Annotated in this window: 17 protein-coding genes; 3 read left to right on the plus strand and 14 right to left on the minus strand. The window is 67.3% G+C overall.

Features of this window, described 5'->3' with window-relative positions:
* Positions 1 to 5: 5 nt before the first annotated feature.
* The 10 genes from flgK to flgB all read right to left on the minus strand — a co-directional run bounded on the left by flgK (position 6) and on the right by flgB (position 9,420).
* Positions 6 to 1,907 (minus strand): flagellar hook-associated protein FlgK, encoded by a 1,902-nt coding sequence (gene flgK / locus IRZ12_RS00780; RefSeq protein ID WP_296463078.1) that lies wholly within the window; start codon positions 1,905 to 1,907, stop codon positions 6 to 8.
* Between the two features lie 126 nt (positions 1,908 to 2,033).
* Entirely contained in the window at positions 2,034 to 3,098 is a 1,065-nt protein-coding gene (flgJ, locus tag IRZ12_RS00785; protein ID WP_296463080.1) for a flagellar assembly peptidoglycan hydrolase FlgJ, read from the minus strand.
* Positions 3,098 to 4,228 (minus strand): flagellar basal body P-ring protein FlgI, encoded by a 1,131-nt coding sequence (locus tag IRZ12_RS00790; protein ID WP_296463111.1) that lies wholly within the window; start codon positions 4,226 to 4,228, stop codon positions 3,098 to 3,100. Before IRZ12_RS00790 ends, flgJ begins: the two co-directional genes overlap by 1 nt.
* Before the next feature lie 11 nt (positions 4,229 to 4,239).
* Entirely contained in the window at positions 4,240 to 4,947 is a 708-nt protein-coding gene (locus tag IRZ12_RS00795; protein WP_296463082.1) for a flagellar basal body L-ring protein FlgH, read from the minus strand.
* Positions 4,948 to 4,958: 11 nt separating this feature from the next.
* On the minus strand, positions 4,959 to 5,741 hold the full coding sequence (gene flgG / locus IRZ12_RS00800; protein ID WP_296463084.1) for a flagellar basal-body rod protein FlgG: 783 nt from the start codon (positions 5,739 to 5,741) through the stop codon (positions 4,959 to 4,961).
* A gap of 81 nt (positions 5,742 to 5,822) precedes the next feature.
* The gene (flgF, locus tag IRZ12_RS00805) at positions 5,823 to 6,566 is read right to left on the minus strand and encodes a flagellar basal-body rod protein FlgF (RefSeq protein WP_296463086.1); all 744 of its coding nucleotides are present in this window, start codon (positions 6,564 to 6,566) and stop codon (positions 5,823 to 5,825) included.
* Between the two features lie 16 nt (positions 6,567 to 6,582).
* The gene (gene flgE, locus IRZ12_RS00810; protein WP_296463087.1) at positions 6,583 to 7,842 is read right to left on the minus strand and encodes a flagellar hook protein FlgE; all 1,260 of its coding nucleotides are present in this window, start codon (positions 7,840 to 7,842) and stop codon (positions 6,583 to 6,585) included.
* 59 nt (positions 7,843 to 7,901) lie between these two features.
* On the minus strand, positions 7,902 to 8,558 hold the full coding sequence (locus IRZ12_RS00815; protein ID WP_296463089.1) for a flagellar hook assembly protein FlgD: 657 nt from the start codon (positions 8,556 to 8,558) through the stop codon (positions 7,902 to 7,904).
* 9 nt (positions 8,559 to 8,567) lie between these two features.
* Positions 8,568 to 8,978 carry a flagellar basal body rod protein FlgC gene (gene flgC / locus IRZ12_RS00820; RefSeq protein ID WP_296463091.1) on the minus strand — a complete coding sequence of 137 codons (411 nt, stop codon included), beginning with the start codon at positions 8,976 to 8,978 and terminating at the stop codon, positions 8,568 to 8,570.
* Positions 8,979 to 9,000: 22 nt separating this feature from the next.
* Positions 9,001 to 9,420, minus strand: coding sequence for a flagellar basal body rod protein FlgB (gene flgB, locus IRZ12_RS00825; RefSeq protein WP_296463093.1), 420 nt, complete (start codon positions 9,418 to 9,420; stop codon positions 9,001 to 9,003).
* Between the two features lie 185 nt (positions 9,421 to 9,605).
* Between flgB and flgA the strand changes: the two genes are divergently transcribed.
* The 3 genes from flgA to IRZ12_RS00840 all read left to right on the plus strand — a co-directional run bounded on the left by flgA (position 9,606) and on the right by IRZ12_RS00840 (position 11,100).
* Positions 9,606 to 10,313: a flagellar basal body P-ring formation chaperone FlgA gene (flgA, locus tag IRZ12_RS00830; protein WP_296463095.1), complete on the plus strand. Its 708-nt coding sequence runs from the start codon at positions 9,606 to 9,608 to the stop codon at positions 10,311 to 10,313.
* 143 nt (positions 10,314 to 10,456) lie between these two features.
* Positions 10,457 to 10,747 (plus strand): flagellar biosynthesis anti-sigma factor FlgM, encoded by a 291-nt coding sequence (gene flgM / locus IRZ12_RS00835; RefSeq protein WP_296463098.1) that lies wholly within the window; start codon positions 10,457 to 10,459, stop codon positions 10,745 to 10,747.
* Complete coding sequence (locus IRZ12_RS00840) at positions 10,744 to 11,100, plus strand: hypothetical protein (RefSeq protein ID WP_296463099.1); 357 nt, start codon at positions 10,744 to 10,746, stop codon at positions 11,098 to 11,100. Before flgM ends, IRZ12_RS00840 begins: the two co-directional genes overlap by 4 nt.
* Positions 11,101 to 11,112: 12 nt before the next feature.
* On the opposite strand, the gene IRZ12_RS00845 is transcribed toward IRZ12_RS00840, so the two are convergent.
* The 4 genes from IRZ12_RS00845 to flhB form a co-directional block, all read right to left on the minus strand.
* Positions 11,113 to 11,835 carry an RNA polymerase sigma factor FliA gene (locus IRZ12_RS00845; RefSeq protein WP_296463101.1) on the minus strand — a complete coding sequence of 241 codons (723 nt, stop codon included), beginning with the start codon at positions 11,833 to 11,835 and terminating at the stop codon, positions 11,113 to 11,115.
* A 49-nt stretch (positions 11,836 to 11,884) separates the two neighbouring features.
* Positions 11,885 to 13,483, minus strand: coding sequence for a flagellar biosynthesis protein FlhF (gene flhF / locus IRZ12_RS00850; RefSeq protein ID WP_296463103.1), 1,599 nt, complete (start codon positions 13,481 to 13,483; stop codon positions 11,885 to 11,887).
* 37 nt (positions 13,484 to 13,520) lie between these two features.
* On the minus strand, positions 13,521 to 15,608 hold the full coding sequence (gene flhA, locus IRZ12_RS00855) for a flagellar biosynthesis protein FlhA (RefSeq protein ID WP_296463105.1): 2,088 nt from the start codon (positions 15,606 to 15,608) through the stop codon (positions 13,521 to 13,523).
* On the minus strand, positions 15,605 to 16,447 hold an 843-nt coding region (flhB, locus tag IRZ12_RS00860), incomplete at its 5' end, for a flagellar type III secretion system protein FlhB (protein WP_296463107.1). The genes flhB and flhA, both read right to left, overlap by 4 nt.

Raw genomic sequence — 16,447 nt, forward strand, 5'->3', positions numbered from 1 at the left:
CGATGTCAATGAAGGGCGGCCAACAACTGGTCGAACAGCTCGGAAGCCAGGCCGAGCACCTTGCCGGCGGCCGCGTAGGCCTGCTGATAACGCAAGAGGTTGGCGCCTTCTTCATCGAGGTTGACCCCCGCCAGCGATTGCTCGGCGGCGACGGCTTGGTCGTACGCGCCCTGCTGGGCCGCCTTGCTGACGTTGATCGAGGCCGCGCGCGTGCCGACCTGGGAGATCAACGCGGCATAGGAATCGGTCAACGTACTGCCACCGGCGATCTTGGTGGTGGCCAGCCCGGCCAGGGCCAGCGCGTTGCGGTTGTCGCCAGAAGGATCTCCCGGATCGGCGACGACCGTGATCACGTCGCCCGCAGCCGGCGTGCCGGACACGTCGAAGGCCCAGCCGTTGTACGCGATGGTCTGCTGCGGCGGCTGCAAGGTGCCGGACGACAGCACGGAGCCGTCTTCGCCCACCAGTTCATACCCAGAGGCGGATGTAAAACGCACCGTGATCGAGGTGCCGTAATCGATATTGGACGACTCCACCGAACGCAGCCGCGAGGCCACGACCGTCCCTGCGTTGCCGGCCGCGACATCCAGGCGCATGGGCGCGGCGGCGGCCAGCTTGCCGGGGTCGGTAAGCAGCACCTCCAGGCCCACGGCCGCCTGGCTGGCCACTTCGATGGTGAAGGTGTCGCCATCGGCCAAGTCGCCGGCGATGAGCCCGATGCGCAGGCCGTCGACGTCCTGCGGCAGCGACGAGAACGGACCAAACTCGGCACCGTCGTCGAGCCGCGTCACCACATATTCGTCACCCACCCGCGCCAGCTGGTAGTCGCTGCCCGTGAGCGACCGGGCATCCGCGATGCTCACCGCCACCCGCGCATCGCCGGCATTGCCGCGCGCACCGAAGGCGACCGGATTACCCAGCTTGAACAAGGCCTGCCCCGGCTGACCGGACAGGTCGATGCCGAACTGTTGCTGCTGGTTGTAGGCCGAGACCATCGCAATGGCAAGCCGCCCCAGCTCCGACTGGGCCTGGGCGAGCTCGGTCTCGCGGAACTGCAGGAGCGCGCCGAGCTGGCCGCCCGCGACATCGCTTCGGTTCAGGGGGGTGGCATAGCCCCCGACCTTGAGCGAGAGCCGGATCCCGGAGGAAGCATGCGGATCCTGGGTGTCGATCTGCATTTCCGACGCGAGGTGATCCAGGACCAGGGGCTGCCCATTGCTCAGGTACACATTCACGCTGGAACCTTGCACGCTGGTCGTGATGCCGACCAGCTTGCCCAGCTCGCGCAGCAGCACGTCGCGCTGGTCCAGCAAGTCGTTCGGGGCCTGGCCGTTGCCGGCGGCGTAGCCCTCGTTGATCTTCGCGTTGTAGGTGGCGATGCTCTGCGCGAGCTGGTTGATCTGGCCAACGGTGGCCGCGGCCTGGTTGCCGATGCCCTGCCCGAGCGTGGCGAGGTCTTCGCTCACAGTGCGGAAACGCGTCGCCGCCGCTTGCGCCGCGGCCAGCGCGCCTTGGCGCGAGGCGTTCTCGTTCGGGTTCTGGCTGAAGCGGCTGATGGCGGTGTACAAATCGTTCAGGCTCTGGTTGATGCCGGTGTCTGGCGTACCGAGCCGGTTGATGAGCCCGCTCATCTGGTCGGAATAGGTGCTGAGGTAACTCAGCGCCGATGCCGACTGGCTCGCCTGGGCGGTGAGGAATTCGTTGTAGGCGCGCTGCACGGTGACCACGTCCACGCCCTGGCCGAGATACGCTCCGCCGCTGAAGCTGGACCGGGCCGACTGCAGGACGACCTGCTGCCGGGAATAGCCTGGCGTGCCCTGGTTGGAGATGTTATTGGCGGTGACCGCCAGGCCCGCCTGCGAGGCGCGCAATCCTGATAGTGCGATGTTGGCGATGGTCGTGGTCATGTTCGTATGCGGACTGCCTGACGCGCGCAGTCGAGGCGCGCAGCGATATATCACTTAACGGACGTACCGGGCAAAGCTTGAGGATACGCGGCGCCTGCCCTCATCGAACCGCGTACGGGTGCGCCGCTAGATGACGATTTGCATGGCACGCCGGATGGTGCTGCCCAGCTTTTCGGCATAGCGCGGGTCGGTCGCGTAGCCGGCGCGCTGCAGCCCTTGCGCGAACTGCTCGGCACTGCCCGCCGAACGCAGCACCTTGGCGTAGCGCGGATTGGAAGCCAGAAGGCGGGCGTAGTCTTCGAAAGCTTGCTCGTAGGAATCGTAGGCTCGGAATTCGGCCATCACCCGTTCGGCCGCTCCGTCGCGATACTCCGTGGTACGCGCACGCACCGTGCGCCCGCCCCAGCCCGTGGCCTTGATGCCGAACAGATTGCGACTGGGCTCCCCGTTCGGACCGCGGATCTCGTGCCTTCCCCAGCCCGACTCGAGCGCCGCCTGCCCCAGGATGTAGGCGGCGGGAATGCCGGTGGCCGCCTCTGCACGCTTGGCCGCGGGCAGGAACCTGCCCAGGAACTCGGCCCGGACGTCTTCCGTGGAAGCCTGCGCGGCCAAGGCGGGAGCGGGCCTAGCCGGCGCTGCGGCCGCATAGGCAGCCTGCGCCCCGAACCTGCCGTTCTGGATGCGGCGCATCGGTGCGGCGGCCCCGGTCAACGCCGAAGCGTCGACGCCGCCTATCATGCCGCTCGTCGCCGTCGTTGGCGTACCGACCGCGCGGCCGCGCGCCAGCTCCAGTGTCGACATGGACAAAGGCAGGCCGGTCCGGCGCAGGGACTCCGGGGAGACCGTCCGTCGGGTCAGTTGCTTCTCCAGCATGTCCGCCAGCCCCAGGCCGCTGCGCTCCGGCATGGTGCCCTGCTTGCCGGTCCCGGCCAGCGCCTGCGCCAGTTGCTGGTCGAGCATGCCGCGCCAGGTTTGCGAGGCGGGGCTGTTGAGCGCCTGCGCCAGTGCCCCATTGCCGGCCATGGACGTCTGGCGCATTTGATTCAACAGCATCTGCGCAAACTGCGCCTCGAACTGGCGCGCCGCCTGGCGTACCGCACCGGATTGGTCGCGGCGCGCCTGCTGCTTGAGGCTTTCCAGCGAGCGTGCATCGACGGCCAGGCTTGCCGCGGCCCCTTCGAGCTTGCGCATCAGATGATCTCCAATTCGGCGGTCAACGCGCCGGCGGTCTTGAGGGCCTGGAGGATCGAAATCAGGTCTTGCGGCGTCGCCCCCAGCATGTTGAGCGCCTTGACCACGTCGGCCAGCTGTGCCCCGCCATCCAGGTGAACGATTTGCCCGCCCGCCTGCTTGACCTCGATGTCGGCTCGCTGCGTCACCACGGTCTGTCCGCCCGAGAATGGCGCAGGCTGGCTGATGACGGGCGTGGCGCTGACCGAGACGCTCAGGTTGCCGTGCGCCACCGCCACGGGCGCAAGGCGCACGCTCTGGTTCATCACGACCGACCCCGTCCGCGCATTGATCACCACGCGCGCCGGCGCCCGGCTGCCTGCCACCTCGAGATTCTCGACCTGCGCCATGAATGCGACCCGCTCATCCGGCAGGGACGGCGCGCGCAGTTCGATGACGCGGCCGTCGAGCGCCGTGGCCGTGCCCGCGCCGAAGTTGCGGTTGATCGCATCCGCCATGGCACGCGCCGTGGAAAAATCGGCCGTCGTCAGCTCCAGGCGCAAGACGCCGTCGTCGGAAAACGGCGTCGGCACTTCGCGCTCGACCGTTGCACCGGACGGAATGCGACCGGCGCTCAAATGATTGACCTGCGTCCGGCTGCCCGCCGCCGATGCGCCTGCGCCGCCTACCGAGACGCTGCCTTGGGCGATGGCATAGACCTGCCCGTCCAACCCTTTCAGGGGCGTCATCAGCAAGGTGCCGCCGCGCAGCGATTTCGCGTTGCCCATGGAGCTCACGGTGACGTCGAGCTGCTGGCCGGGCTGCGCAAACGGCGGCAGGGTCGCCGTGACCATGACCGCCGCCACGTTCTTGAGCTGCAGGCGCGTGCCCGGCGGAACATTGATGCCCAGGTTGGACAGCATGGACATCAGCGACTGCGTGGTGAAAGGCGTCTGCGTCGTCTGGTCGCCCGTGCCGTCCAAGCCCACGACCAGCCCGTAGCCCACGAGCTGGTTGTTGCGCACGCCCTGTACGGTGGCGAGGTCTTTGACGCGTGCTGCTTGCGCCACGGGCGTGAACGGCAGCCATGCGCACGAGGCGAGCACCAGGAACCGGATGATGCAGAAACGGAAACGAAAACGGCAATCCATCATCGCCCCATTCAGAACGGCAGGAACGAGAAGAAGAAGCGCGACAGCCAACCCACGGTCTGGGCTTCACTGATGGCGCCCTGGCCGCGATACTCGATGCGCGCATCGGCAACCTGGGTGGAGCTGACGGAGTTCCCTCCGACGATGTGGGCCGGGTTGACCACGCCGGAGAAGCGCACGCGCTCGGTTTCGCGGTTGGTGCCGATCTGCTTTTCTCCCGCCACGCGCAGGTTGCCGTTGGGCAACACCTCGACCACCGTGACCGCGATCGTCCCGGACAAAATGTTAGAAGCGCCGGTCTCGCCGCGCGCATTGAACTTGTTGTCGCTTCCGCCTTCGAGGCCCAGCCCGCGCAGCGCACCGGCGCCGGGCAGGCGGTTGATGGTTGGCAATCCGACAGAGGTCGATGCCGTGCGCTGCGCAGAGGTGTTGTTGCGCTGGGTCGAATTGATGTGCTCTTCCAGGCGCACGACCAGGGTGTCGCCGACGTTGCGCGCCCGCACGTCTTCGAACAGCGGGCGGTACGTCGGCGCGGTGCTGAAGATGCCGCCCGTGGGGCGGCGATTGGCGTTGAAAACCACGGGGTCCACCGGCCGTGCCGTCGTCTGCTCGTCGATGTCCACCTTGGGCGTGGAACAGGCGGCGAGCATGCATGCCGCAGCCAGGGCGGCGGCCCGCGCCGCCACGCGCGCGATCTTCACGCTGAATGCCTCGATCATGCGCCTGCGCCTCAGAGCTGCGAAATGCGCTGCAACATCTGGTCGGAGGTGGAGATCGCGCGCGAATTGATCTCGTAGGCGCGCTGGGTCTGGATCATGCCCACCAGCTCCTCGACCACGTTGACGTTGGAAGCCTCGACGTACCCCTGGTTGATCAGGCCCGCGCCGTTGGTGCCCGGCACGTTCACGACCGGAACACCCGAGGCCGCGGTTTCCGTGAACAGGTTCTGGCCCATGGGCTGCAGGCCGGCCGGATTGATGAAGGTGGCCAACTGCAATTGGCCGAGCTGCACGGGCTGGGTCTGGCCAGGCAGGGTCGCGGTCACGACGCCGTCCTGGCCGATGGCGACCTCCTTCACGCCCTCTGGCACGACGATGCCCGGATCAATCACCAGGCCGTTGTTGGTGACAAGCTGGCCCTGGCTGTCGATCTGGAAACTGCCGTCGCGCGTATAGGCCAGCGTGCCGTCTGGCAGTTGGACCTGGAAGAAGCCGGCGCCGTTGATGGCCAAGTCGAAGCTGCTGTCGGTCTGCTGCAGCGCACCCTGCGAATAATTGCGCACCGTCGCGACCGGCCGTGAACCCGTGCCCAGCGTCAGGCCCGCGGGTACCTGGTTCTGCTGCGTCGTCTGCGTGCCCGCCGGCCGCATGGTCTGGTAGAGGAGGTCCTCGAACACCGCGCGCGAGCGCTTGTAGCCGTTGGTGCTCACGTTGGCCAGGTTGTTCGAGATCACGTCTAGCTGAGTCTGCTGCGCATCCAGGCCGGTCTTGGCGATCCAGAGCGAACGCATCATGATGCTTGTCCTTTATCGCGGCGCTTGCCGCACTGCTACCTACTTCCGAATGTCTAGAAAAACGTTGCCCGCCCAGAGCCGCTAGCTCATGGAGAGGATTTGCGTGGCCGCGCGCTGATTCTGCTCGCTGTTCTGCATGAGCTGCACCTGCATGTCGTAGTGCCGCGCGGCGGCGATCATCTCGACCAGCGTGCCCACGGCGTTCACGTTGCTGCCCTCGAGCATGCCACCGGCTACCCTCACCTCCTCGGCATGCGGCGCGACGCCGCCGTCCCTCAGCCGGAACAAGCCGTCGGGGCTACGCTCGAGCGCGGCGGCAGGCGGGTTGACCAGCTTGAGATTGCCGACCTGCGCCGCCATCACGCGGTCCACCTCGGGCACGGTGGAGATCGAGCCGTCGGTATTGACCTGCACCTTCGCGTCGGGCGGGATCATGATGAACTCGCCATTGGGATCCAGCACCGGGCGCCCCGCGGCATCCACCAGCATGCCGTCGGGCGTGGTCTGGAAGCTGCCGGCCCGGGTGTACGCCTCGCCGCCGTCTGCCGTGCGGACCGCGAACCAGCCGTCGCCCTGCACCGCCACGTCGAGTTCGCGCCCGGTTGCCATCATCGCGCCGGGCGACATGTCGGCGCCCGGCGTGGACTCCACGGCGTAGGCGCGCGTGCGCAGGCCGGGCCCGCCCACCACGGGCGCAGTGCGCTGCGCCGCGATCTCCGCACGGAAACCGGGAGTCAGCGCGTTCGAGAGGTTGTTGGTCTGAACGTCCTGCCGCCGCATCAGTTCGCGCGCGCCGGTCGCCGCGATGTAGAGGGCTCTGTCCATGATCGCTCGCTATCCGTCAGCGCATGTTGACCAGGGTCTGCATCACCGAGTCCTGGGTCTTGATGGACTGGGCGTTTGCCTGGTAGACGCGTTGGGCGGTGATCATGTTGACCAGTTCGGCCGTCAGGTCGACGTTGGCGTCTTCGAGCGCGCCCGACACGACCGTGCCGAAGTTGCTCGACCCCGGCACGCCCAGGCGCGGCGTGCCCGAGAGCATGGTCTCGAGGAAGTTGTTGCCGCCGGCGGGCACCAGCCCCTGGGGGTTGACGAAAGACACCAGCACGATCTGCCCTTGCGCGCGCGACTGCTGGTTCGAGTAATTGGCCTTGAGCACGCCATTCTCGTCGATCGTGAAGCTGGTCAGGCGCCCCGAGGTATAGCCGTTCTGGCGCTGCAGCTCGTTGCTGAATGCCTGGCCAGTCTGGGAGGTGGCCACCAGGTTGTATTCGAACTCTAGGTCAGTGGCGCCGGTGCCGAGGGTCGCCCCGTCCACGCGGACGTTGAACACGCCGCGGCCATCGGTCTTGTCCAGGTCGATCTTGCCAGCCGCGTCGAAGAACAAGGTATGGACGCCGGGCAGGGAGGGGTCATCCGGATCGGGCGTGGTCGTGCCATTGAGCGCCGTGTAGACGTCCCATTCGCCCGGCCCGCGCTTCACGTAGAACGTAGACAGCGTATGGGTGTTGCCCAGGGAATCGTAGATCGCAATGGAAGTGGCGTGGGTGTAGGTAGTCGAATCGTTCGGGTCGAACGGCGTGGTGGCCCGGTCGATGACCGGTGAACGCGAATCGAGGACCGCCCCCTGTACGACCTCGGTCGTGCCCCGCGCCTCGATGGAGCTGACCGTCAGCCGCAGCGGCTGGGGCGCCGCGGCGTTGATGTTGCCGTTTTCGTCAGCCGCGTAGCCGGTCAGGCGCAGCCCGTTGGCATTGACGAGATAACCGTTCGCATCCAAGTGGAACTGGCCATTGCGCGAATAGACGATGCTCCCGTTGTTGTCCATCCGGAAAAAGCCTTCGCCGGAGATCGCGACGTCGAACGGATTGGAGGTGACCGAGATCGCGCCCTGCGTGAAGATCTGCGAGACGGCGTTGAGCTTGGTGCCTATGCCTATGTTGTTGGAGAAAGTCCCCATCACCGTGGACGCGTACACGTCGGCGAACTCCGCGCGCGACGCCTTGAAACCCACGGTATTGGCGTTGGCGACGTTGTTGCCGATCACGTCGAGATTTTTGCTGGCGGCATTCAGGCCGCTCAGTGCCTGCTGGAAACTCATGACGGGTTCCTTGCTGTGTGATGCTGTATCCGGAAAATGAAGCGTGGGCGGTCGCGCCGCTACCAGACCTGGTAGACGTCCGACAGGTTGACGACGTTGCCCTTGGCGTCGACGACGGTGGTGGCGCCCGCCGAGGGGCGCACCGAGGTGATCTCGGACACAGTGAGCGGCGGCGCCGCGCCGACCTGCGCGCCTTCGCCCACCTGGACCTCGAACTTGTATTCCCCGTCGGGCAGCGTATTGCCCTTGCCGTCCTTGCCGTCCCAGGTGAACCGGTGCACGCCTGCGTCGACTTTGTCCAGGCTGCGACGCGCGACCTCGACGCCATCGGCGTTCTTGATGACGAGCTCGGCTTTCTCCACCGGAATGCTGAGCACGTAGCCACCCTCGGCCTTGCCGTCCGCGAGGGTGAGGTCATCGCCCGAGAGCATGACCTTGCGCCCAATGAGCGTAGCGGCCTGCGTGGCCTGGAGGCTGCCCAGGCTGTAGCCCAGCCACTGCATGGTGGTATTGAGCTGGCTGATGCCGGAGACGGTGCTGATCTGCGCGAGCTGCGAGGTCAGTTCGGCGTTGTCCAGCGGATTGAGCGGGTCCTGATTGCGCATCTGCGCAGTCAGCATGGTGAGGAAGCGGTTCGACAGCTCTTCGGCGGACGTTGCGCTGAGCGAATTGCCGGATGTGGCGAGGTTGCTGCCGGTAATGCTGGATACGGCCATGGCGATTCCTTAACTGCCGAGGGTCAGGGTTTTCTGCATCAAGGTCTTCGCCGTGTTCATGACCTCGACGTTGGTTTGATAGGCGCGCGAGGCGGCGATCATGTCCACCATCTCGTCCACGACCTCCACGTTGGGCATGCTGACGTAGCCTTCTGCATCAGCCATGGGGTGCCGGGGGTCATAGATGCGCTTGGGAGGCGACGGGTCGGTCACGACCTCGCGCACGCGCACGCCCCTGGCGCCGTCCGTGCCACCCGGGACGAGGTAAGACTCGAATACGACCTTGCGGGCGCGGTACACCTCGCCATCGGGGCCGCTCACGCTTTCGGCATTGGCCAGGTTGCTCGCCACGGCGTTCAGGCGCTGGCTGTTGGCGACGAGCGCCGTGCCGGCGATCTCGAAAACTTTGTTCATGGACATGTTGCGACAGCCTCGCTCGATCTCAATTGTTCTGGATGGCGCGCTGGAGGGTCTGGATCTGCCCGTTCAGCATGCGCAGCGCCGCGTCATAGCGCAGCGCGTTGTCGGCGAAACGCGTACGCTCCAGGTCGGGATCGACGGTGTTGCCGTCGATGGATGCCTGGGCGGGCGTGCGGTATTGGAGCGCCACGGGCAAGCCGGCGCTGGCCTCGCCCCGAAGGTGGCGGGCGTTGGTCGTGGCCATGCGCAAGGGCGCGAGCGAAGCGTCCGGCTCGGGCGTGCCGGTCGCCGCGCGCAGCGCAGCGCCGAAATCGAAATCCCGCGCCTTGTAATTGGGCGTCTCGGCATTGGCCAGGTTGGACGCCAAAACCTCCTGGCGCTGGGCGCGCAGCGTCAGGGCTTGCGCGTTGAACATCAGTTCTTCGCCGATGCGGCTGATCACATGACCTCCTGTACACGCGTGAGGCGGTAAAGCCTTTCGCAGGTCTGGCCATTATTCGCGTTCCCCGTCACGGGGAAAGCGGGAGTAAGCCACCTTTTCCGTTCTTGTTTTTCCCTTCCTTCCCGTCCACGCGCGCTAGAGTTTTCCTCCACCGCCCCTTTGCTTAGGAAAAAGGCTGCCATTCCATGAAACGCTCCGGCTGCGCCGCGGCCCTCGCCCTCGTCCTGACCTCGATCGGCGCCTCGCCGGCGTGGGCTGAACCGGGCACTGCGCCCGAGCTCATCGAACGGGGACGCAAGCTGCTCGAAGCGCGTGCCGCCTCCGCCGCCGGCGCCCTGGGCGGGCGCATCGACATCCAGATATCCGGACAGGCGGCCGAACGGCTTGCCCAAGCGCCGTGCTCACCCCAGGTCTTCCTCCCGCCCGGCGGCCGGCCCCTGGGCAAGACCGCCATTGGCATGCGCTGCGCGCAACAACCCTGGCAAGTGCGCATTCCCGCCGAAGTCTCGGTATACGTACCGGTACCGGTTCCCAACCGGCCGCTGCCCGCGGGCACCGTCTTGCGCGAAAACGACTGGTCACTCGCGGAAGTGAACATCGCCGCCTGGCCGCGCGGCGTGATGACCGACCCGCTTCAACTGGAAGGCGCGACGACGACCCGCCCCCTCAAGGCAGGCGAGCCCATTCCGCCCGCGGCCCTGCAGTCGCGCTCGCAGCTCGGGCCTGGCGACCCGGTGCAGGTCGTGCTGAGCGGGGTCGGGTTCACCATCAAGGCTTCCGGCAAAATGCTCCATGCCGCCCGGCCCGGCCAGCCTGCCCGGGTCCAGCTCGACACCGGGCGCACGGTAGCAGGCATCCTGCGGGAAGACCGCGAGATCGAGGTCAATCTCTAACCCCATCCCGCTTACATTCTGTTGCGTCCGCCTTCGGTGCCGCACGGCCCCGGTGCTAAAGTTTTCCCCCGAATGCGCCGATAAGGGCTTATCGCCCAAGACAGGTGCGCCTGTCTGCAACGGCAACCGGATGGAACATCATCGTGAAGATCACCCCTAAGGGTCCCGAATCGGTCAAGGTTTCGCGCCCTGCTGCGGCCGCGGAAGCCCGTCACGCCGTGCCCGCCCAGCCCGCGGCCTCCGGCCCGGCGGAATCCCTGGTCCAGCTCTCGCAGCTGGCCACCGGCCAGCCCGGCGCGGGTGAAGTCCCTTTCAATGCGGAGCAGGTCGAACGCATCAAGCAGGCCATACGCAACGGCGAATTCACCGTCAACGCCGAAGCCGTGGCCGACCGCCTCTTGGAAATCGAACGCGCCCTCGCACACAAGGCATGAGGCTCGAGGAATTCTCCGCCGTCGTGGACCGCTGCGCCTTTGCCGCCCAGGCGCTGAGCGAGGCCGTCACGGGCCGCGACACGAACCGCATCGACCAAGCCACCCAGGCCTTGAGCCTACGAATACTGGAGGTGCAGCGCGCCCTCCCCCATGCCCTTCCCTCCCTGCAGGCTGCGGAGCCCCACGTGCGCGAGGGCTGGCAGGCGCGGCTCGCGGCCATCCTTGAACCGATCAAGATCGCAGCGGAGCTCTCCACCCTCAACACCGCCGCCGCCTCGGCGCGGCTGGCCGCCCTGGCCCAGCTCAGCGGTGCCGAGCTTTCCTATTCGAGCAGCGGCCAGCTCTCCCGCTAGGCTTGGGCACGGCTAGCGACTCCAATCCTTCAACCGCGTGCGCAGGCGCGAAACGGCCTGCGAATGGAGCTGGCATATGCGCGACTCAGTCACGCCCAGCACCGCCGCGATTTCCTTGAAGTTCATCTCCTGCTCGTAATACATGCCCATGACGAGCTTTTCGCGCTCGGGCAGGCGCTCGATGCCCTGTACGACGGCTTCGCGGAAGCGCTGGTCGGACAGGCGAAGGTGCGGATCGCTGCTGTCGTCGACCGGTACATGCCGCTCGAGATAGCCGTCCGCGTCGTCGTCGCCGTCGAAGTCTTCGTAGTAGTACAGCTGCACGCCGCGTGCCTCGGCCAGCATCTGCTGGTATTCGGCCAGGCTCACTTCCATGGCCGCAGCCATCTCGGCATCCGTCGGCGCGCGGCCCAGCTGGTGTTCGCAGCGATGCATCGCGGCTTCGATCTTGCGCTGGACCTGGCGCACGCCGCGCGGCAGCCAGTCGCCCCGGCGCAGTTCATCCAGCATGGCGCCGCGTATGCGCTGCGTTGCGTACGTTTCGAACTGCGCCCCCAGCCCTTCCTCGAAGCGTCCGAGGGCATCGAGCAGCCCCAGCATCCCGGCCTGCATCAGGTCTTCGATCTGCACGCTCGCGGGCAGGCGCGCCACCATGTGATGCGCCATGCGCCTGACCAGCGGCACGTACTGCTCGATGTTCATCTCGCGCGCCAGGGTTCCTTCACGCGTATACATTCGTTTCTCGCCGCAAAAATTCGTCGGTGGGGATGCGATGCGTCATGAATTAGGCCGCTGCGGTCTGCGATGGCGCAGAGGGCTGCCATGCTGGCGCGGGCGCCGCCATCGCCCATTCGAGCTCTTCCGCTTCCAGCGCGAACACCCGGGCGTTGCGCGCCCGCAGGGCACGATGCACGAGCAGGCGCGCATTGGCCGCGTGGATGTCTTCGGGCACGCGCTGCCCGTTGGTCATGTAGTGCAGCGGCACCCGGTGGCGGATCGCCGCGTCCAGCACACCGCCCAGGCGCACCGCTTCGTCCAGCTTGGAGACGATCATGCCCGCCAGCCCACCGGCCGAATAGGCCCGCACGATGTCCTCGGCCTGTTCGGCATGGGAGCCGCCCGGAACCACCAGCAGGCGTTGCACGCCTTCGGCGTCTAGCACGCGCAGGTGCTCGCCGATCTGCGCGTCGCGCTGGCTCACGCCCGCGGTATCGATGAGAACGAGCCGGCGGTCGGCCATACTGCCCAAGAGTACTTCCAGCTCGCTGCCGCCGCGCGCAACGTAAACCTCCACGCCGAGCATGCGGCCAAAGGTACGGAGCTGGTCCACCGCCCCGATGCGCTGCTGGTCGGTCGAGATCAGGCCCAGCGACCCGGCGCCGTACTTGACGACGCAATGGGCGGCGATCTTAGCCGCGGTGGTGGTCTTGCCCACGCCGGTTGGCCCGACGATGGCATAGCGCCCACCCTGCTCCACGATGTTGGCCTGCGCATCGACGCATGCAAGATTGCGCACCAGGACCTCGGCCAGCCAACGCTCGCCCTCTTCCGGCGCATGGGAGGCCGGCAAATGGGTGGCCACGGAGCGGGCGAGCTCCGGGGTGAATCCGCAATCGACCATGCGGCGCCATATTTCGCGCCGCAGCGGTTGGCGCTGCGCACTGTCGCGCCACGCCATGGCATCCATTTGGTGAGCCAGCCAGTCGCGCATCGAGCGCATTTCGCTGACGATGGGTTCGGCCACGCGGCTGGCCAGCTCTTCGCGGTCCTGTTCATCGAGCCGCGACGGTGCGGCGGCGCGATGCGCCACCTGCACGCCCGAAGGCTTTGGCCCGCTCCGGTGCGGCGCGCGCTTCTCCGCCTCCCCGCGTGGCGCCCCGAGACGCAGCACCGGCTTGGCGGTCTCGCGCTCGGCCGCCGCCACTGCCATGGCATGCGCCTGGTCGGCAAACTCGCCGCTGCCGCGCACCAGGTGCGGAATCTCGGCCGCATCGACGCGCGGCCAACTGGCCAAGGGCACCGCTTCCGCCGTCGGGGATGGCGGCACCGCAGGGCGGGACGCGTGCTCTTTTTCCTCATGCTGGGCCAGCACGCGGGCCGCCGGCGACAGGCGCACGGACTCTTCTTCCATATCGTCCCACAAGGCCGGCGCGGTGGCTGCGGCCGGGGCCGGCTGCTCCTGCGCGGGCGCGGATGCCGCGGGCGTGCCGGCATCAACGGCGGGATCCTCGGCGAGCGGCATGTCCTGGGCGCGTATGCCGACCACTTCCACGCCGGCGCTCGTACGGCGGGTGGAGACGATCAAGGCATCCGCCCCCAGCGCTTCGCGCATCATGCGCAGGCAATCCCGCGTGGTGGCAGCGATGAATTTGCGGAACTTCATGGGGTCAATCCCTGCAGGCGAATGAAAGGGGACATGCTCAACGTCCTCCCAGCGTCATCGCGACGCGGATGAGACGAGATTCGGGAATTTCGGAATGTGCCAGGACCTTCAGGCGCGGCACGGAACGCCGGAAGAACCGCGCCAGGGCAAGCCGCAACTGATCCGGCACCAGCAGCGCGGCGGGCTTGCCCACCGCATCCATCTTCTCGACCGCCGCCGCTGCCTCGTGCAGGAGGCGTTCGGCGAGCCCGGGCTCGATCGCGCCGATCTCGCCCGCCTTCGGGCTGATGGTGCGCAAGATGCGCTCGAGTTCGGGATCCAGCGCCAACACGTCGATCTCGCCATGGGCGCCGAAGATGTTCTGCGTGATGGCGCGTCCCAGTGCCACGCGCACGGCACCGACCAGCTCCACAGGATCCTGGGTGTGGACGGCGTGCTCGGACAAGGTTTCGACGATGGTGCCCATGTCGCGTATGTGGACGCCTTCGTCGAGCAGAGATTGCAGCACGCGCTGCAGCGTCGCCATGGAGATCAGCTTGGGCACCAGGTCTTCGAGCAGCTTGGGCGCGCTGCGAGAGAAGTGATCGCACAGCGCCTGCAGTTCCGCGCGGCCCAAGAGATCGGCCGCATGGCTGTGCAACAGGTGCGACAGGTGCGTGGCGATGACGGTGCCGACGTCGACCACCGTATAGCCCGCTGCCTGCGCCGCTTCGCGGGTCGCGGCGTCGATCCACATCGCCGGCAGGCCGAAGGCCGGGTCGCGGGTGGGCGTGCCCGGCACCTCGCGCGTGACGCGGCCGGGGTTGATGGCGAGGAATCCGCCGGTCTGCACTTCGCCCTCGCCGATGGCCACGCCCTTGAGCGTGATGCGGTAACCGCCGGGCCGCAGCTCGAGGTTGTCGCGGATGTGCACCGCCGCCGGCAGGAAACCCACGTCTTGCGCGAACTTCTTGCGCAGCGCCTTGATGCGCTTGAGCAGGTCGCCGTCGCCGGTCTTGTCCACCAGCGGAATCAGCCGGTAGCCCACCTCCAGCCCCACCGTATCGACGGGCGTGACGTCTTCCCAGCTGGCCTCTTGTGGCTCGACCGGCCCGGCCGGGGCCGCGGGCGCGGCTTCGCGCTGCGCCTGCTGCTTGCGGCGACGCGCCAGATACCAAGACAACGCGCCGAGCCCGGTGGCCAGGACGAGGAACGAGAAATTGGGCATACCCGGCACCAACCCCAGCATGCCGACGATCCCCGCCGACAGCCCCACGGCCTGCGGCGTGCCGAGCAGCTGTTTGCCGACTTCGGTGCCGATGTCCTCGCCCTCGCCGACCCGGGACACGATCAGGCCGGCGGCGATGGACACCAGGAGCGCTGGAACCTGGGCCACCAGGCCGTCCCCGATGGAGAGCAGGACATACGCGCGCCCTGCTTCGGAGAAACTGAGCCCGTGCTGCCCCACGCCGATCAACAGGCCGCCGATGATATTGACGAAAAGAATCAGGATGCCGGCGATGGCATCGCCGCGCACGAACTTGGAGGCGCCGTCCATCGCGCCGTAGAAATCGGCTTCCTGCGCCACGTCGGCGCGGCGCTTGCGCGCGGTGGCTTCGTCGATCAGGCCCGCGTTCAGGTCGGCGTCGATGGCCATCTGCTTGCCGGGCATGGCATCGAGCGTGAAGCGCGCCGACACTTCCGCGATGCGGCCCGCGCCCTTGGTGATGACGACGAAGTTGATGATGACCAGCACCAGGAACACCACCACGCCCACGGCGAAATTTCCGCCCACGAGGAACTGGCCGAAGGCCTCGATGACCTTGCCCGCGGCATCCGGCCCGGCGTGGCCGTTGAGCAGCACGACGCGCGTCGAGGCGACGTTGAGCGAAAGCCGCAGCAGCGTCGTCACCAGGATCACGCTGGGAAACACCGCGAAATCCAGCGGCCGCCTGGTATAGACGGACACCATCAGCACCAGCAGCGACACCGCGATGTTGAAGGTGAACAGCAGGTCCAGCACCAGCGGCGGCAGGGGCAGCAGCATCATGCCCAGCACCAGCAGGATGAAGGCGGGCATGCCGAGCTCGCGCAGCTGCGATGCGTTGAACTCCAGCCCGCCGACCTTCAGGCTGCGACCGATCATGCACGGCCTCCCTTGCGGAGCGGGGCCTCATCGAGCGGGTCCCAGCCGGCCGGTACCTCCACCGGCTTGAGCTCGGGCAGCGGCCCGGAGACATAGTCGCGCAGCTGATAGACGTAGGCCAGCACCTGGGCCACGGCGCGGTACAGGGCCACTGGCACTTCCTGGTCCACTTCGGCATGACGATACAAGGCGCGGGCCAGCTTCGGGCTCTCCACCACGGCCACCCGGTGCTCGCGCGCGATCTCGCGGATGCGGGCCGCGACGGCGTCCGTGCCCTTGGCCACCACGCGAGGCGCACTCATCCGCCCTTCCTCGTACTTCAGGGCGACCGCGTAGTGCGAAGGGTTGGTCACGACCACGTCGGCAGTCGGCACCGCCTGCATCATCCGCGCGCGTGCCCGGTCGCGCTGCAGTTGCCGTATCCGCCCTTTGACGTGCGGATCGCCTTCGGTTTCCTTGTTTTCCTGCTTGGCTTCCTGCAGCGTCATGCGCAGGTTCTTGTGGTGCTGCCACCATTGCAGGGGCACGTCGGCGGCCGCGATGACGAACAGCGCGCCGGCCAGGGCCAGCGCGTGGTTGGACAGCATCCCGGCGAGCTGGGACAGGGCGCGCGGCACCGAGGGCAGCGCCAGGGACAGCCAGCCGTGCACGCCGTGCCACACGAGCAGGCCCGCCACGCCTCCCAGCACCGCCACCTTCAGCAGCGCCTTGCCGAGCTCGGCCAGGCCGGTGACCGAAAACATGCGCCCGAATCCCTTCAATGGAGAAAGCCTGCCGAAGTCCGGCGTGACCGCCTTGCCCGAAAGGACCAGGCCGCCGAGCCCCACCGACCCCAGCAC

This window comes from Pigmentiphaga sp. (assembly GCF_019689535.1).
In the GTDB taxonomy this organism is placed as follows: domain Bacteria; phylum Pseudomonadota; class Gammaproteobacteria; order Burkholderiales; family Burkholderiaceae_B; genus Pigmentiphaga.

Bases quoted from the DNA above. Each gene is read 5' to 3' on its own strand.
- flgK (WP_296463078.1), bottom strand. From the start codon at position 1,907: ATGACCACGACCATCGCCAACATCGCACTATCAGGATTGCGCGCCTCG.
- flgJ (WP_296463080.1), bottom strand. From the start codon at position 3,098: ATGCGCAAGCTCGAAGGGGCCGCGGCAAGCCTGGCCGTCGATGCACGC.
- IRZ12_RS00790 (WP_296463111.1), bottom strand. From the start codon at position 4,228: ATGGATTGCCGTTTTCGTTTCCGTTTCTGCATCATCCGGTTCCTGGTG.
- IRZ12_RS00795 (WP_296463082.1), bottom strand. From the start codon at position 4,947: ATGATCGAGGCATTCAGCGTGAAGATCGCGCGCGTGGCGGCGCGGGCC.
- flgG (WP_296463084.1), bottom strand. From the start codon at position 5,741: ATGATGCGTTCGCTCTGGATCGCCAAGACCGGCCTGGATGCGCAGCAG.
- flgF (WP_296463086.1), bottom strand. From the start codon at position 6,566: ATGGACAGAGCCCTCTACATCGCGGCGACCGGCGCGCGCGAACTGATG.
- flgE (WP_296463087.1), bottom strand. From the start codon at position 7,842: ATGAGTTTCCAGCAGGCACTGAGCGGCCTGAATGCCGCCAGCAAAAAT.
- IRZ12_RS00815 (WP_296463089.1), bottom strand. From the start codon at position 8,558: ATGGCCGTATCCAGCATTACCGGCAGCAACCTCGCCACATCCGGCAAT.
- flgC (WP_296463091.1), bottom strand. From the start codon at position 8,978: ATGTCCATGAACAAAGTTTTCGAGATCGCCGGCACGGCGCTCGTCGCC.
- flgA (WP_296463095.1), top strand. From the start codon at position 9,606: ATGAAACGCTCCGGCTGCGCCGCGGCCCTCGCCCTCGTCCTGACCTCG.
- IRZ12_RS00840 (WP_296463099.1), top strand. From the start codon at position 10,744: ATGAGGCTCGAGGAATTCTCCGCCGTCGTGGACCGCTGCGCCTTTGCC.
- IRZ12_RS00845 (WP_296463101.1), bottom strand. From the start codon at position 11,835: ATGTATACGCGTGAAGGAACCCTGGCGCGCGAGATGAACATCGAGCAG.
- flhF (WP_296463103.1), bottom strand. From the start codon at position 13,483: ATGAAGTTCCGCAAATTCATCGCTGCCACCACGCGGGATTGCCTGCGC.
- flhA (WP_296463105.1), bottom strand. From the start codon at position 15,608: ATGATCGGTCGCAGCCTGAAGGTCGGCGGGCTGGAGTTCAACGCATCG.